The sequence below is a fragment of the Pseudomonas sp. dw_612 genome, from assembly GCF_018449725.1.
In the GTDB taxonomy this organism is placed as follows: Bacteria; Pseudomonadota; Gammaproteobacteria; order Pseudomonadales; family Pseudomonadaceae; genus Aquipseudomonas.
The window spans coordinates 54,431-70,084 of record NZ_JAAVVC010000024.1 but is presented as its reverse complement, the minus strand read 5'-3'; the positions used below and the strand labels follow the sequence as shown (position 1 = coordinate 70,084).

The 15,654-nt window shown below is 61.8% G+C and carries 10 protein-coding genes; 7 read left to right on the top strand and 3 right to left on the bottom strand.

The window, feature by feature from the left end; genetic code table 11:
• The first annotated feature begins 223 nt into the window (after positions 1–223).
• Entirely contained in the window at positions 224–922 is a 699-nt protein-coding gene (locus HB680_RS27845; RefSeq protein WP_213941549.1) for an OmpW family outer membrane protein, read from the top strand.
• Positions 923–1,069: 147 nt separating this feature from the next.
• Here the strand turns inward: HB680_RS27845 and HB680_RS27840 are convergent, their stop codons facing one another.
• On the bottom strand, positions 1,070–1,999 hold the full coding sequence (locus HB680_RS27840; protein ID WP_213941548.1) for an NAD-dependent epimerase/dehydratase family protein: 930 nt from the start codon (positions 1,997–1,999) through the stop codon (positions 1,070–1,072).
• On the bottom strand, positions 1,992–2,876 hold the full coding sequence (locus HB680_RS27835) for a sugar nucleotide-binding protein (protein WP_213941547.1): 885 nt from the start codon (positions 2,874–2,876) through the stop codon (positions 1,992–1,994). Before HB680_RS27835 ends, HB680_RS27840 begins: the two co-directional genes overlap by 8 nt.
• Positions 2,877–3,176: 300 nt before the next feature.
• On the opposite strand from HB680_RS27835, the gene HB680_RS27830 reads away from it, so the two are divergent.
• Positions 3,177–7,493, top strand: a complete 4,317-nt coding sequence (locus HB680_RS27830; RefSeq protein ID WP_213941546.1) for a DEAD/DEAH box helicase — start codon at positions 3,177–3,179, stop codon at positions 7,491–7,493.
• Between the two features lie 106 nt (positions 7,494–7,599).
• Here HB680_RS27830 and HB680_RS27825 read toward each other — a convergent pair whose 3' ends face one another.
• Positions 7,600–9,720, bottom strand: a complete 2,121-nt coding sequence (locus tag HB680_RS27825) for a mechanosensitive ion channel family protein (RefSeq protein WP_213941545.1) — start codon at positions 9,718–9,720, stop codon at positions 7,600–7,602.
• A gap of 479 nt (positions 9,721–10,199) precedes the next feature.
• On the opposite strand from HB680_RS27825, the gene HB680_RS27820 reads away from it, so the two are divergent.
• From HB680_RS27820 to HB680_RS27800, 5 genes are all read left to right on the top strand, one after another.
• Positions 10,200–11,402 (top strand): MFS transporter, encoded by a 1,203-nt coding sequence (locus HB680_RS27820; protein WP_213941544.1) that lies wholly within the window; start codon positions 10,200–10,202, stop codon positions 11,400–11,402.
• 185 nt (positions 11,403–11,587) lie between these two features.
• Positions 11,588–12,514, top strand: a complete 927-nt coding sequence (locus tag HB680_RS27815; protein WP_213941543.1) for a DUF72 domain-containing protein — start codon at positions 11,588–11,590, stop codon at positions 12,512–12,514.
• Positions 12,511–13,308 (top strand): endonuclease/exonuclease/phosphatase family protein, encoded by a 798-nt coding sequence (locus HB680_RS27810; protein ID WP_213941542.1) that lies wholly within the window; start codon positions 12,511–12,513, stop codon positions 13,306–13,308. The genes HB680_RS27815 and HB680_RS27810 overlap by 4 nt, the downstream gene beginning before the upstream one ends.
• Complete coding sequence (gene clsB, locus HB680_RS27805) at positions 13,305–14,597, top strand: cardiolipin synthase ClsB (protein ID WP_213941541.1); 1,293 nt, start codon at positions 13,305–13,307, stop codon at positions 14,595–14,597. Before HB680_RS27810 ends, clsB begins: the two co-directional genes overlap by 4 nt.
• A complete protein-coding gene (locus tag HB680_RS27800; protein ID WP_213941540.1) occupies positions 14,584–15,582 on the top strand; it encodes a lysylphosphatidylglycerol synthase domain-containing protein in 999 nt (332 codons plus the stop codon). Before clsB ends, HB680_RS27800 begins: the two co-directional genes overlap by 14 nt.
• Positions 15,583–15,654 lie beyond the last annotated feature (72 nt).

The following is a 15,654-nucleotide window of genomic DNA, read 5'->3' as shown; positions in this document are numbered from 1 at the left end:
TCTGTGTTGTTTGATCGATAGTCTTCGCGAGCAAGCCCGCTCCCACAGGGGATTTTTGTTGATGCACAGATCCAATGTGGGAGCGGGCTTGCTCGCGAAGGGGCCCTCAAAGGTTCCACAAAAAACAGGCCCATCACTGTTTCATTGAGCTGAATCAAAAGACCGTATCAGATGGCTCTTTACCATTGGACATCGAACATTTTTAACGTCCTTTGGAGCCCCCATGAACAAGTCCAAGCTCAGCGCTTCGCTGTTTGCCCTCGCGCTCGCAGCCCCGCTCGCCCACGCCCACGAGGCCGGCGACATCATCGTTCGCGCCGGTGCGATCACCGTCAACCCGAAAGCCGACAGCTCCAGCGTCAAGGTTGATCAGGGTCCGTTGTCGGGTGCCAATCTGGGTGGCAAAGCCACGATGAGCAGCGACACGCAACTGGGTTTGAACTTCGCCTACATGCTCACCAACAACTGGGGCATCGAGCTGCTCGCGGCCTCGCCGTTCGAGCATGACGTGAAGATCAAAGGCACCGCCCTGGGCGCGGCCAACGGCAAACTCGGCACCCTGAAACACCTGCCGCCGACCCTCAGCGTCGTGTACTACCCGCTCGATGCCAAGTCGGCGTTCCAGCCGTATGTCGGCGCCGGCATCAACTACACCTGGATCTACGACGAACACGTCGGCAGCGAAGCCCAGGCCAACGGTTTCAGCAACTTCAAGGCGAAAAACTCCTGGGGCATGGCGTTCCAGGTTGGCGCCGACTACATGATCACCGACAACATCATGATCAACGCCCAGATGCGCTACATCGACATCGACACCCGCGCGACCGTGGAAAACGACGCCGTGGCGCCGGGCACTCGGGCCCGGGTCAATGTGGATGTTGATCCATTCATCTACATGGTCGGGCTTGGTTACAAGTTCTAAGGCCCCTTCGCGAGCAGGCTCGCTCCCACAGTTGGTCGCATTCCCCTGTGGGAGCGAGCCTGCTCGCGAAGACATCAGCCCAAACAACAGAAATCCAGAAGCAAAAAAGGCGCCTCGAAAGGCGCCTTTTTCATGACTGCGGAAAACTCAGCGTCCCAACAACCGCGCCAGGCCAACGCTCATCGGCGTCTGTTCTGGATAAGTAAACCGCTCCAGCAAACGCCGGTTGTTCGCCCGGGAATGACGGATGTCACCAGAACGCGCCGGGGCGTAGGTGATGGGCGGCAGCTCGCCCACCACTTGCGTCAACGCGTCCAGCATCTGCTTGAGCGTCGTCGCCTGATTCCAACCCACATTCACCGCGCCGACTTCGATCTGCGGTTTCTCGATCGCCTGCACCAGCAAATCCACCAGGTCTTCAACGTAGACAAAATCCCGCGTCTGCTCGCCATCGCCGAACACGGTGATCGGCAGGCCTTTCTGCGCGCGTTCGCTGAAAATGCTGATCACCCCGGAGTACGGCGAAGAGGGATCCTGGCGCGGGCCGAAGATGTTGAAGAAGCGGAACACCGCCGGTTCCAGGCCATGCTGGCGGCGGTAGAAATCGAAGTAATGCTCGCCAGCCAGTTTGTCCGAAGCGTAAGGCGTCAGCGGTGCCTTGGCGGTGTCTTCGTCGATCGACTCGCCTTCGCCGTTGTTGCCGTAGACCGCCGCGCTGGAGGCGAACAACACCCGTTTCACGCCAGCCTGGCGCATGGCCTCGCAGACATTCAGGGTGCCGATGAAGTTGCTCTGGTGCGTTTTCACCGGATCGTCCACCGAGGCCTGCACCGACGCGACAGCGGCGAGGTGCGCGACGGCGCTGCAACCGACCATCGACCGGGCGACCAATGCCGCATCGGCGACGTCGCCGACCATCAGCTCGACCTTGGGGTTGTCCAGCGGCAGGTTGCTGCGTTTGCCGGTGGAGAGGTCATCGAGAATCCGCACCGAATGACCCTTGGCGAGCAAGGCATCGGTGAGGTGCGAACCGATGAAACCGGCGCCGCCGGTGATTAAAACTGGGCCGTCAGCCATGGCGATAGAACCTATCCAGTAAGCCCGGGAGCGCTGCGCGCCAGGCGCGGGGCTTGATCCCGAAGGTGTGCAGAATTTTCTTGCAGGCCAGCACCGCGTGTTGCGGTTCTTCGGCAGCGTCGGGCCGCGCGGCGTGAGCCTGGGCGGTCGGCGCTTCGATGGCCAGTTCGTGCAGGTTGCGTGCTTCGGTGATGATTGCCTGCCCCAATGCCAGCGGCGTCGTCGCCTCATGCCCGGCGTAATGATAGGTGCCCCACAGCGGCGCCGCACAATCGAGTTGCTTGAGCACCGAGATGATCACCCGGGCCGCATCATCCACGGGTGTCGGATTACCCCGACGGTCGTCAGCCATCAGCAGTTCTTCCGGCATTTCTGCCCGGGCGAGAAACCGGCCGAGGGTACCATCGGGGCTGTCGTCGAGCAGCCAGCCGAATCGTAACAACACGTGTTGCGGGCAGGTGGCGCGCACGCTTTGCTCGATCCGCCACAAGGCCTGACCGCGCAGGCCCAAGGGCACCGGCTCATCTTTTTCGCTGTAGGCCGTGGCCCGGGAGCCGTCGAATACCCGATAGCTCGACGGTTGCAGCAGCACGATGTTGTGGTGCTGGCACAATTCAGCCAGACGTTCGACCGCCCGTTCCTGCCCGGCCAGACGCTGTTCGCTGACGGCCTCCGCCTGGAACCAGTCAAAGTAATAGGCGAGGTTGATCAGCGCGTCAGGACGGGTGTCGTCGAGCAGTTGCGTCAGGCTCGCGGCGTCCCAGCCGTCTTGTGGTGGGCGGGGGGCGAGGAAGCCGATGTCTTCCTCCGCACCGAGGCGAATCAGCGCCTGCCCAAGGGCATTTCCGCCGCCCAGTAACATAAGGCGCATTCGCATAGAGTCAGCAGGCCCAGTCTGATTGGAACAATGGTTTTATCGACACTGCCTGCGGGCAATGTCGTCGATAGATGCCGGAATCGTTGCATTTTGCGGGTTTAGTGCGCAACCGTCATCCGTAAAGTGTAGATCCCCTGGATTTGCGCTGCGGCTAATGGCCTCTTCGCGGGCAAGCCTCGCTCCTACAAGAGCACGCGATCCCCTGTAGGAGCGAGGCTTGCCCGCGAAGAGGCCCTCAGCATCGACACACATCCCAAGCGGTACTTGCATCTTCCCCACCCCGCCCGCATAAATTAACCCATGAACCTGCCCATCCCCGCAGACAGTGCCCTGGCCGGCTTCCACCCCGCCGTCAGCGCCTGGTTCAGCAAGACCTTCCCGACGGTCACCGCCGCCCAGGCCCGGGCGTGGCCGTTGATTCGTCAGCATCGCTCGACGTTGATCGCCGCGCCCACCGGTTCCGGCAAAACCCTGACGGCCTTCCTCGCCGTGCTCGACGCACTGGTGCACCAAGGCCTCGAAAATAACGGCGTGTTGCCCGACGAAACCCTGGTGGTCTACGTCTCGCCGCTCAAAGCGCTGTCCAACGACATCCAGATCAACCTGCAAAACCCGCTGGCCGGCATCACCGAACAATTGCGCGTGATGGGCCTGCCCGAATTGCAGATCAACACCGCCGTGCGCACCGGCGACACCCCGCAAAAAGACCGCTCGGCAATGCGCAGGACCGCGCCGCACATTCTGGTGACCACCCCGGAATCCCTTTACGTGCTGCTCGGCTCCGACTCCGGCCGAAAAATGCTCGGCACCACGCGCACGGTGATCGTCGATGAAATCCATGCCATCGCCGCCAGCAAGCGCGGCAGCCACTTGGCCTTGAGCCTGGAACGGTTGCAGGCGCTGTGTCCGCAACCGCTGATGCGCATCGGCCTGTCCGCCACGCAAAAACCCATCGAAGCCGTTTCGCGCTTCCTCGTCGGCCGGGATCGGGAATGCGAAATCATCGACATCGGCCACGCCCGCCCACGGGACCTGGGCATCGAAGTACCGCCGGTGCCGCTCTCGGCCGTGATGGCCAACGACGTCTGGGAATTGGTCTACGACCGCCTCGCCGCCCTCGCCCGCGAACACCGCACCACGCTGATTTTCGTCAACACCCGGCGCCTGGCCGAACGCCTGAGCCGGCACCTGAGCGAGCGCCTCGGCAAAGAAGCCGTGGCCGCACACCACGGCAGTCTGGCCAAGGAATTTCGCCTCGACGCCGAACAACGGCTCAAGCGCGGCGACCTGCAAGTGCTGATCGCCACCGCCTCGCTGGAATTGGGCATCGATATCGGCGATGTCGATCTGGTCTGTCAGATTGCTTCGCCGCGCTCGATTGCCGGTTTTCTGCAACGGGTCGGCCGTTCCGGGCACCAGGTTGGCGGCACGCCAAAAGGTCGGTTGTTCGCCACCACCCGCGACGATCTGATCGAATGCACCGCGCTGCTCGACTGCGTACGCCGGGGCGAACTCGACACCCTGCTGATCCCGGTCGCGCCATTGGACGTACTCGCCCAGCAAATCATCGCCGAGGTCAGTTGCCAGGAATGGCACGAAGACGCGCTGCTGGAACTGTTCCGCCAGGCCTCGCCCTACGCCAGTCTCGACGAAAAACACTATCAGGCACTGCTGCACATGCTTGCCGAGGGCTACAACGGGCGCCAGGGCATCCGCAGCGCTTATCTGCATCGGGACGCCGTAAGCAGAACCCTGCGCGGTCGACGCGGCGCCAAACTCACGGCAGTCACCAGCGGCGGCACCATCCCGGACAACGCCGACTACAGCGTGTTGCTGGAGCCTCAAGGACTGAACATTGGCAGCGTCAACGAAGACTTCGCCGTGGAAAGCATTGCCGGGGATGTGTTCCAGCTCGGCAATACGTCCTATCGCATCCTGCGGGTCGAAAACGGCAAGGTCCGGGTCGAGGACGCTCAGGGCCAGCCGCCGACCATACCGTTCTGGCTCGGCGAAGCGCCGGGGCGCAGCGCGGAACTTTCGTTTGCCGTGGCGCGTCTGCAAGCGCAACTCGATAACTTGCTCGGCGCTACGCCCGGCAACTTGCAACCCGCCATCGACTGGCTGACCGAGACCCTCGGACTCAACCTTGCCAGCGCCGAACAACTGGTGGATTACCTCGCCCGCGCGCGGCTGGCGTTGGGCGCCCTGCCGTCCCAGGACATGCTGCTGATGGAGCGGTTTTTCGACGAGTCCGGCGGCACGCAACTGATCATTCACACGCCGTTCGGCAGCCGCATCAACCGTGCGTGGGGCCTGGCCTTGCGCAAGCGGTTCTGCCGTACCTTCAACTTCGAATTGCAGGCCGCCGCCAGCGAGGACGCGATCGTCCTGTCACTGTCCACCAGCCACAGTTTTGAACTCGACGATGTCTGGCGCTACTTGCACAGCAACAGCGCCGAGCACCTGCTGATTCAAGCGGTGCTCGAAGCGCCGCTGTTCGGCGTGCGTTGGCGCTGGAATGCCGGGGTCGCGTTGGCGTTGCCGCGCTACACCGGTGGACGCAAAGTCGCGCCGCAGATCCAGCGCATGAAAAGCGAAGACCTGATCGCCAGCGTCTTTCCCGATCAGATTGCCTGCGTGGAAAACCTCGCCGGCGAACGGGAGGTGCCGGAGCATCCGCTGGTGGAACAAACCCTAGACGATTGCCTGCACGAAGCCATGGACACCGAAGGCTGGCTCGCGCTATTGCGGCGCATGGAAAGCGGCGACGTGCGCCTGATCAGCCGCGACCTGCCGGCGCCCTCGCCGCTGGCGGCAGAAATCCTCAGCGCCCGGCCCTACACTTTTCTCGACGATGCACCACTGGAAGAACGCCGCACCCAAGCGGTGCTCAACCGACGCTGGAGCGATCCGCAATCCACCGATGACCTCGGCGCGCTGGATGCCGAGGCGATTCAAGCGGTGCGCGATGAAGCCTGGCCCGCGCCCACCCGTGTCGATGAAATGCACGAAGCGTTGATGAGCCTGGCGTGCATCAGCGATGCCGAGGCCCAGGCCAATCCGCATTGGCTCGATTGGTTGAATACCCTTGCCGAGGGCGGTCGCGCCAGCCGTTTGCAGATCAATCACGGTCAATCCCTGTGGTTGGCGCTGGAGCGGTTGACCTGCCTGCGGGCAATTTATCCACAGGCGATTTTGCTGCCGACGCTGGAGGCGCTACCGGGTTTCGATGAAACCTGGGAAACCGATGAAGCAGTGCTGGAAGTGATTCGCGCGCGGCTTAGCGCGTTTGGTCCGTTGCCATTCAAAGCGATTGCCGAACCACTGGGATTATCGGCGATTCAAGTCACTCAAGCCCTGGCGCAACTGGAGCGCGAAGGCTATGTGCTGCGCGGGCAATTCACGCCGGGCGCTGCCGTTGAAGAATGGTGCGAACGGCATCTGCTCGCGCGGATTCATCGCTACACAGTCAAGCGTCTGCGCCGGGAAATCGAGCCAGTGGCGTTGCAGGATTTCATGCGGTTTCTGTTCGACTGGCAGCATCTGTCCCCGGGCACCCAAGGCCAGGGCAGCGCGGTATTGCCGTCGATCATCGCGCAATTCGAAGGTTACCCCGCCGCCGCATCGGCGTGGGACAGCGACCTCCTGCCAGCGCGGCTCAAGGACTATTCGCCGAGCTGGCTGGATGACCTGTGCCGCAGCGGAAAACTGGTGTGGACGCGCCTGACCGCGCGCAACAAAAGCACGGGCACGGCCCTGCGCAGTACGCCGATTCTGCTGTTGCCGCGCAGTCAGGTCGGGTTGTGGAGCGGGTTGACCGAGCAAACACCAGTCAGCGAACTCTCGCCCAAGACGCAAAAAGTCTTCGAGGCGCTGAGCCGGCACGGCGCGTTGTTTTTCGATGAACTGATTCACGAAGCCCACCTGCTGCGCACGGAACTGGAAATCGCCTTGCAGGAACTGGTGGGCGCCGGACTGGTGAACGCCGACAGTTTTGCCGGTCTGCGGGCGCTGATCACCCCGGCGAGCAAACGCCAGCAACGCAGCAGTCGCCGTGGGCGCGGGGCGTTTGTCGGCGGCATGGACGATGCCGGGCGTTGGGCATTATTGCGACGCGGGCCACCGGCACCGGTTATGGATAACAAACATCCGGCGCCGACGCCGAGCGACACCCTCGAACACATCGCCATGACCCTGCTGCGTCGCTACGGCGTGGTGTTCTGGCGTTTGCTGGAACGTGAGGCGGACTGGTTGCCGAGCTGGCGTGAATTGCTCCGCACCTTCCATCGGCTGGAGGCCCGGGGCGAGATTCGCGGTGGGCGGTTTGTCAGTGGTTTGGCGGGGGAACAATTTGCGTTGCCCGAGGCGATCCCGTTGCTGCGCGAAGTGCGACGCCGGCCCCATGACGGGAGCCTGGTGGCGGTGTGCGGGGTCGATCCCCTGAACCTGGCCGGAACGTTATTGCCGGGGACGAAAGTGCCGGGGTTGGCGAGTAATCGGTTGGTGTATCGGGATGGGTTGCCGGCGGCTGCGGAGATTGCGGGCAAGCAGGCGGTTTGGTTGGAGTTGGATCAGCAGGCCAGTGCTGAATTACATAGCAAACTGATCCGGCATTGATGGTGATTCATCTGGCCCCTTCGCGAGCAAGCCCGCTCCCACAGGGGAACGCATTCCAATGTGGGAGCGGGCTTGCTCGCGAAGGGGCCAGCAGCTACAACACACATCATTGGGTACGCGGCTGCTCTGGCAATAACACTGGCGAGTTCTCCGGCGCGGGCCCCTCCTCTTCCGCACCCTCTACCACCCGATGCGGCATCAGTACCTGCTGTGGATAAGTCTGCGCGAAGTGTACCCACGGACTGTTATCCACAAGCTTTTTCAGCCGCTGGTTAAACGCCCGGCTCACCGCATATTGCCCGCCCGACACCGTGCGGAACTGCGCCGTCAGCACCACGCCGTTGAGGTCCATTTTGTCGACGCCAAACACATCCAGCGGCCCTTGCAGGTTGTACTTGAGGAACGCGTCGTCGCGGATCGAATCCCCGGCCTCGCGGATCAACTCGATGGCCTTGTCCACATCCGTGTCATAGGTGAACTGCACCGAGAAAAACGCATAAGCGAATTGCCGCGATTGGTTGGTCACAGCCTTGATCTGCCCGAACGGCACCGAATGCACGAAACCCTTGCCGTCGCGCAGGCGCAAGGTGCGGATGGTCAGGCCCTCGACGGTGCCGGCGTGGCCAGAGTCGAGCACCACCCAGTCGCCGATCGACAGCGTGTCTTCAATGATGATGAACAGCCCGGTGATCACGTCCTGCACCAGTTGCTGGGAGCCGAAACCGATGGCCAGGCCGACCACCCCGGCACCGGCCAGCAGTGGCGCGACGTTGATCCCGAGGTTGGCCATGGTCGTAATCGCGCAGATCACCACCAGGATGATTTTGATCGCGTTGCGCAGCAGCGGCAGGATGGTTTTCACCCGCGTGCTCGGCTGACGTGCCGAGCGTTTGCTGATCGGTGGTTTCAGTGCTTCCTGGATCGCTGTGTCGAGCACCACCCACAGCAGCCACGTCACCAGGAAGATCAAACCGATGCTGCTCAATGCATTGCCAATCGCCCGCCCGATGGAATTTTGCTCGGCAAACTCAAACAGCGACACGCCCCAGATTCGCCCGAGAATCTCAATGAACGCCACCGCCATGACGATCCGCAGCAAGGCGTGCAACAGGCTGAGAAAGCGTTCCTTGTAGGCGCTGCTGCGCTGGATTCTTTCGGCTTTGCGGGATTTGAACAGGTGCTGGAAAATCGTGCTCAGGAACACCGTGGCGATCAGCAAGATCGTGGTGAACAACGCGCAACGCAGGGCTTTTTGATTGTCCTCGCCGACGCCGATCAGGTTGATCGCCGAGACCATCACCATCAGCAGAATCGGCCAGTACCAGAGCCCGGAAAAGATCCGCAGGGACTCTTGCAGCGACGGTTGTTTGAGGCGCTGGGCCAGTGGGCGATTGCGGATCAGATGCGCCACCGGGCGTCTCAAACGGATGACCAGGTAACCGAAGATGATCGAGGCAAACAGCCCGGTAAACACCGCGACGCTGCTGGTGATATTGCCCCCCAGTTGCCGGGCGATCTGCGGGCTGGTCAATGCGTCGCTGAGCGCCGCGAGGAAACCGATCAGGAACAACGGTCTGGGGCAGAAATCTCGGATGATCTGCACCGCCGGGCGCTTGTGGCCGGTGTTGAACATGACAATCACGCAGAGCAGCATCGAGGTGGAAAAAATGCCGCTGCTGGTGGCGTAGGCAAAACACAACGCCAACGCCCGCCCCGCCGAGGCTTGCAGAAAATGGCTGACGTAGAGGGTCAACGGCAGGCTGGCGATCGCCGGCAGCGTGTATGGCAGCAGGTAGCCGAGCAGGTCTTGACTGCGTTGGCGGGTGCTTAGCCAACGGCCCTGGCTCAGGCGTTTGGCGGCAATCCCGCCGAGTACGGTAAGCAAGGCGAAGGTGCCGAGCCAGACGCCGGACAGCATCAGGAAATCGCCAGCCACACTCCAGCCGGAGCGCGCCGAAGGCTGGTTGACCAGTTTGTCGACTTCGTCGGCCGCCCGATCCGCCCGCAGCCGCCAGGCATCTACCAGGTTTTCGTTGAGGTCGAGCTTGTCCTGCACATCGTCGATGCTGGAACTGATGGCGCCGAGCAGGCCGCCCTGGACCAGTGGTTCGGGCGCGGCCGGCGCCTCGGCGGTGGTGGGAACGCCCGGCAGCGCGGCGGCTTCCAGCTCGCCGCTGCCCAGAATCAACAACGCCCCCAGTAGTATCGCAGTCTTGAACTTGAACAAAACGCGGAGCTCCTTGCGAAGGGTCTGTAAGGAACTGATCGGCAAATGCCGGGCAAGTTCGGTTTTGGGGTGAAATCAAGGGCCACCCCTCACCCCAGCCCTCTCCCCAGAGGGGAGAGGGAGCCGACCGAGTTGTACTTGGAGCTACATCGACCTGAAATACCGAGCTGAACTCAGGTTTTGAAGAGCACAGAGATCTGCTCCCTTTCCCCCCGCAGCCCTCTCCACAAAAGGGGAGAGGGAGCCGACCGAGTTGTACTTGGAGCTACATCGACCTGAAATACCGAGCCGAACTCAGGTTTTGAAGAGCACAGAGATCTGCTCCCTTTCCCCTCTCCCCTCTGGGGAGAGGGCTGGGGTGAGGGGTGGCCCTTGATCTTTGCGCACAAAGCAAATATCAAATGCCAATCCCCCTATTTTTCCGCACAACCCAAACCCCGACACTGCGCTCTATCAAATAAACCACCGGAGTTGCAGTCATGCCCATTGCCTTGCTCGCGCTGACCCTCAGCGCCTTCGCCATCGGGACGACCGAGTTCGTCATCGTTGGCCTGTTACCCACCATCGGCGCCGACCTCGGGGTCAGCCTGCCGTCCGCCGGTTTGCTGGTCAGCCTCTACGCCCTGGGCGTGGCCATCGGCGCGCCAGTGCTGACCGCCCTCACCGGCAAAGTCCCGCGCAAATTGCTGCTGTTGTCGCTGATGGTGCTGTTCACCCTCGGCAACCTGCTGGCCTGGAAAGCCCCGAGCTACGAATCGCTGATCATCGCGCGGATCGTCACCGGCCTGGCCCACGGGGTGTTTTTCTCGATTGGCTCGACCATCGCCACCAGCCTGGTACCGAAGGAAAAAGCCGCCAGCGCGATTGCGATCATGTTCACCGGCCTGACCGTGGCATTGGTTACCGGCGTGCCGCTGGGGACATTTATCGGTCAGCATTTCGGCTGGCGTGAAACCTTCCTCGCCGTGTCGGCGTTGGGTGTGATCGCGTTTATCGGCAGCCTGCTCTACGTGCCGAAAAACATCACCCACAGCAAACCCGCCTCGTTGCTGGAACAACTGCAAGTACTCAAACAACCGCGTCTGCTGCTGGTGTATGCCATGACGGCGGTCGGTTACGGCGGCTCGTTTATCGCGTTCACGTTCCTGGCACCGATTCTTCAGGACATCTCCGGCTTCAGCGCCAGCACCGTCAGCCTGGTGCTGCTGGTCTACGGCATCTCGGTGGCTGTCGGTAATATCTGGGGCGGCAAACTGGCAGACAAACGCGGCCCGATCAGCGCGCTGAAAATCATCTTCGCCCTGCTCGCCGCCGTGCTGTTCGTGCTGACTTTCACCGCCAGTAACCCATGGCTGGCCCTGGCGACCGTGCTGGTCTGGGGCGCCGTGGCCTTCGGCAACGTGCCGGGCCTGCAGGTGTATGTGGTGCGTCAGGCCGAACATCACACTCCGAATGCGGTGGACGTGGCTTCGGGCCTGAACATCGCGGCGTTCAACCTCGGGATTGCCGGGGGTGCGTGGGGCGGTGGCTTGATCGTGGCGAATATGGGGTTGATCCATACCGCGTGGATTGGTGGCCTGGTGGTGTTGGTGGCGCTTGCGTTGACCCTGTGGAGTGGACGGCTTGATCGGCTTGGGCCGGTGTATGCCGAAAGCTCGACCCGCGTAGTCGCCGGTCACTAAACCCCTGTAGGAGCTGCCGAAGGCTGCGATCTTTTGATCTTAAAAAATCAAAGTCAAAAGATCGCAGCCTTCGGCAGCTCCTACGGGTGTGATGTGTGACCTGTTGACCGTCCGTAGTCCCATCGAAACTTTCCCGTTTGCCCGACAGTCATCAAAAGATGGAGGGCCATTCGACGGGAGGACACATGGCGGCGATTCATATCGGTATTTCCGGCTGGCGCTATACACCGTGGCGCGGGGGGTTCTACCCGAAGGGGCTGACCCAGAAGCGTGAACTGCAATTCGCCTCGCGGGCGGTCAACAGCATCGAAATCAATGGATCGTTCTACGCCCTGCAACGGCCTGAACGCTATCTGCAGTGGTACGAAGAAACCCCACGGGGCTTCGTCTTCAGCGTTAAAGCCCCGCGTTTCATCACCCACATCAGGCGCCTGCGGGACATCCATAAACCCCTGGCGAATTTCTTTGCCTCCGGGGTGCTGGAACTGAAAGAAAAACTCGGACCGATCCTTTGGCAATTCCCGCCCAGCTTCAAGTTCGACGCCGAACTGTTTGAACACTTCCTCGAACAATTGCCACACGACACCGAACAGGCCGCCGCCCTCGCCCGCCAACACGACGCCCATGTGAATGGCCACGCGAGCCTGAAGGCCCACGGCAAAAAACCGTTGCGCCACGCCGTGGAAATTCGCCATGAAAGTTTTGTCGATCCCGCCTTCACTCGCCTGCTACGACGGTACAACACCGCCCTGGTGATCGCCGACACCGCCGGTAAGTGGCCGTACCGCGAAGACCTCACCAGCGACTTTGTCTACCTGCGCCTGCACGGCGCCGAAGAGCTCTACGCCAGCGGCTACACGCCCGAGGCGCTGAAACGCTGGGGCGACCGGATTGACGCCTGGAACCACGGCAAGCAACCGACGGACCCACATCTGATCGCGCCGCGGCAAAAACCCAAGGTGCGCAAAACCCGCGAAGTCTTCTGCTATTTCGATAACGACATCAAGGTCCGCGCGCCCTTCGACGCCCGCAGCCTGCTGGAGCGCTTCGACCTCGACAAAGACCTCGCCACCCGCCCCGGCGAGCCCGCTGCCGAAGGAGTGCTGCCATGAGCATTTCTGAACCGGTCGGCAACACCGACGAGCAGCAAACCATCATCACCGCCGTGCGCCGCTTTACCGTGCTGACGGTCAATACCCACAAGGGGTTCACCGCACTCAACCGGCGCTTCATCCTGCCCGAGTTGCGTGAAGCAGTGCGCAGCGTGTCCGCCGACGTGGTGTTTTTGCAGGAAGTCCACGGCACCCACGAGCAGCATCCCCAGCGCTACAGCAACTGGCCGACGATGCCGCAATACGAATTCCTCGCCGACACCCTGTGGCCGCAGTTCGCCTACGGCCGCAACGCGGTGTACCCGGCGGGCGACCACGGCAATGCGTTGTTGTCGAAATTCCAGATCATTCGTCATGACAACCTCGACGTGTCCATCAGCGGTCACGAGAACCGCGGCATCCTGCATTGCGTGCTGCGCCTGCCCGGTGACGGCCAGGAAGTGCACGCAATTTGCGTCCATCTCGGGTTGCATGAAGCTCATCGCACTGAACAACTGAAGTTGCTGTCCCGCCGCCTCGCCGAGTTGCCGGACGATGCGCCGGTGATCGTCGCCGGAGACTTCAACGACTGGCGCCAGCGCGCCGATGCGCTGCTAAAACCTGCGGGCCTGCGTGAAGTCTTCGCCGAACACCATGGCAAACCGGCGCGCACGTTTCCGGCGCGCTGGCCGGCGCTGCGCCTGGACCGCATCTACGTGCGCAACCTCAAGGCCAGCCGTCCGCAGGTGTTGGCGGCGCGGCCCTGGTCACACCTTTCTGACCACGCACCGCTTTCGGTGGAGATCGAGCTATGAGCCATCCCTCGATGGAGAAAACCACCGTGGAACAGATTGCCGCGCCACCGATGGGCGAGCCCGCGGCGGTTGACGTCGAATACGCCTGGCAGGGAAACAACCGGGTCGAGTTGCTGGAAAACGGTGAAGCGTATTTCCCGCGGGTATTCGCGGCCATGCGCGAAGCCAAGACCGAAATCCTCCTGGAAACCTTCATTGTTTTCGAAGACAAGGTCGGCAATGAGCTGCAGCAAGTGCTGATTGAAGCCGCCCAGCGAGGCGTGCGCGTAACCGCCAGCCTTGACGGCTTTGGCTGCGGCGAGTTGAGCAGCGGCTATCTCGCGGCATTGAATGAGGCCGGCGTACACGTCCAGATATTTGATCCGGCGCCCAAGCATCTGGGTATCCGCACGAACTGGTTCCGCCGCCTGCACCGCAAGATTGTGGTGGTCGACGGCACGATTGCGTTCCTCGGCGGGATCAACTTTTCCGCCGACCATCTGGCCGACTTCGGCCCCGAGGCCAAGCAGGATTATTCCGTGGAAGTGCAAGGCCCGGCGGTGGCGGACATTCATCACTTCGCCCTGCTGCAAAGCGGTCGTCCGGCACGGGCGAAGTATTGGTGGCAACGCCGCCGGCAACGACGTTCGGAATTGGCCTTCAGTGATCATGATGGGCAGGTTCGACTGGTGTACCGCGACAACGGCGACCATCGCACGGACATCGAGGAGGTTTACCGCCAAGTCCTGCGCAGCGCCCAGCGCCGCGTCGTCATCGCCAACGCCTACTTCTTTCCCGGTTATCGGCTGCTGCGCGAGATCCGCAATGCGGCGCGCCGTGGCGTGGAGGTGCGACTGATTCTACAAGGCCAACCGGACATGCTGGTGGCCAAACTGGCTGCACGCATGACCTATGACTATCTGCTCAAGTCCGGCGTGCAGATTCACGAATATAGCCAACGACCGCTGCACGGCAAAGTCGCGTTGGTGGATGAAGACTGGAGCACCGTCGGCTCGAGCAACCTCGATCCGCTGAGCCTGTCGATGAACCTGGAAGCCAATGTGTTGATCCGCGACCGAACCTTCAATCGCCAACTGTTTGAGCGCCTTGAAGACCTGAGCAACAACCATTGCAAAGCCATGTCCCCGGATAAGTCCCCGCGCGGTCGGGTCTGGCACATGACCGTCGGGTTTCTGGTGTTCCACTTCCTGCGCCATTTTCCGGCATGGGCCGGTTGGTTGCCGGCGCACAAGCCGCGCCTGAAACCCTTCACTCACCCGGCCGGGAGCGATCGTCATGAGCCACTCTGATGCACAACCGGCCGCCCACGCCGACAGCCCTGTTCCAGCCAAAAAAGCCCGTTGGAGCCGCTGGAAAAAACCACTGACGATCCTGTTTTTCCTGGCGCTGATCGTGCTGTTCACGATGCTGGCCCAGCGCATTGAATGGAACGAGGTGTTCGACACTCTGGCCGATTTCAAAGTACGCACGCTGATCATTGCGGCGAGCGTGACTCTGGTAAGTTTCCTGGTCTATGCCAGCTTCGATCTGATCGGCCGCACCTACATCCGCCAGGACCTGACTTGGAAACAGATTCTGCCGGTGGGGATCATCAGCTACGCCTTCAACCTCAACCTGAGCGCCTGGGTCGGCGGCATCGCCATGCGTTATCGGCTGTATTCAAGGCTGGGCGTGAGCAAAAGCAACATCGCGAAAATCCTAGGGCTGAGCCTCGCGACGAACTGGTTCGGCTACATGGTGATCGCTGGCGCGATCTTCAGCAGCGGACTGGTCCGAATGCCACCGGGCTGGAAGCTGAGCAGCGATGCACTGCAAGGCGTCGGGGTGTTGCTGCTGGTGATCAGTGCCGGGTATCTGGCGGCGTGCCGGTTTTCCAAACGCCGGGAATGGGCGATACGCGGCGTGGAAATCGACCTGCCATCGCTACGCATGGCGCTGCTGCAACTGGCGCTCGGTGCGTTGAACTGGTCGTTGATGGCGGCGGTGATTTTTACCCTGTTGCCGAGCAAACTGGACTATCCGTTGGTGCTGGGGGTGTTGTTGATCAGCGCGATTGCCGGGGTCATTACGCACATCCCGGCGGGGCTTGGGGTGCTGGAGGCGGTGTTCGTGGCGCTGCTGCAACATGAGGCGTCGCGGGGCAGTCTGGTGGCGGGGTTGTTGGCGTATCGGGCGATTTATTTCATCTTGCCGTTGTTGATTGCGCTGGTGATGTATCTGGTGGTGGAGGCCAAGGCCAAGTCGTTGCGGATTGCGAAGAAACCTCGGGATTAAAAGCAAGATCAAAAGATCGCAGCCTTCGGCAGCTCCTACATTGAAATGCGTTCACCTGTAGGAGCTGCCGAA

Excerpts from the sequence above, each read along its gene's own strand:
- HB680_RS27845 (WP_213941549.1), top strand. The coding sequence starts at position 224 with ATGAACAAGTCCAAGCTCAGCGCTTCGCTGTTTGCCCTCGCGCTCGCA.
- HB680_RS27840 (WP_213941548.1), bottom strand. The coding sequence starts at position 1,999 with ATGGCTGACGGCCCAGTTTTAATCACCGGCGGCGCCGGTTTCATCGGT.
- HB680_RS27835 (WP_213941547.1), bottom strand. The coding sequence starts at position 2,876 with ATGCGAATGCGCCTTATGTTACTGGGCGGCGGAAATGCCCTTGGGCAG.
- HB680_RS27830 (WP_213941546.1), top strand. The coding sequence starts at position 3,177 with ATGAACCTGCCCATCCCCGCAGACAGTGCCCTGGCCGGCTTCCACCCC.
- HB680_RS27820 (WP_213941544.1), top strand. The coding sequence starts at position 10,200 with ATGCCCATTGCCTTGCTCGCGCTGACCCTCAGCGCCTTCGCCATCGGG.
- HB680_RS27815 (WP_213941543.1), top strand. The coding sequence starts at position 11,588 with ATGGCGGCGATTCATATCGGTATTTCCGGCTGGCGCTATACACCGTGG.
- HB680_RS27810 (WP_213941542.1), top strand. The coding sequence starts at position 12,511 with ATGAGCATTTCTGAACCGGTCGGCAACACCGACGAGCAGCAAACCATC.
- clsB (WP_213941541.1), top strand. The coding sequence starts at position 13,305 with ATGAGCCATCCCTCGATGGAGAAAACCACCGTGGAACAGATTGCCGCG.
- HB680_RS27800 (WP_213941540.1), top strand. The coding sequence starts at position 14,584 with ATGAGCCACTCTGATGCACAACCGGCCGCCCACGCCGACAGCCCTGTT.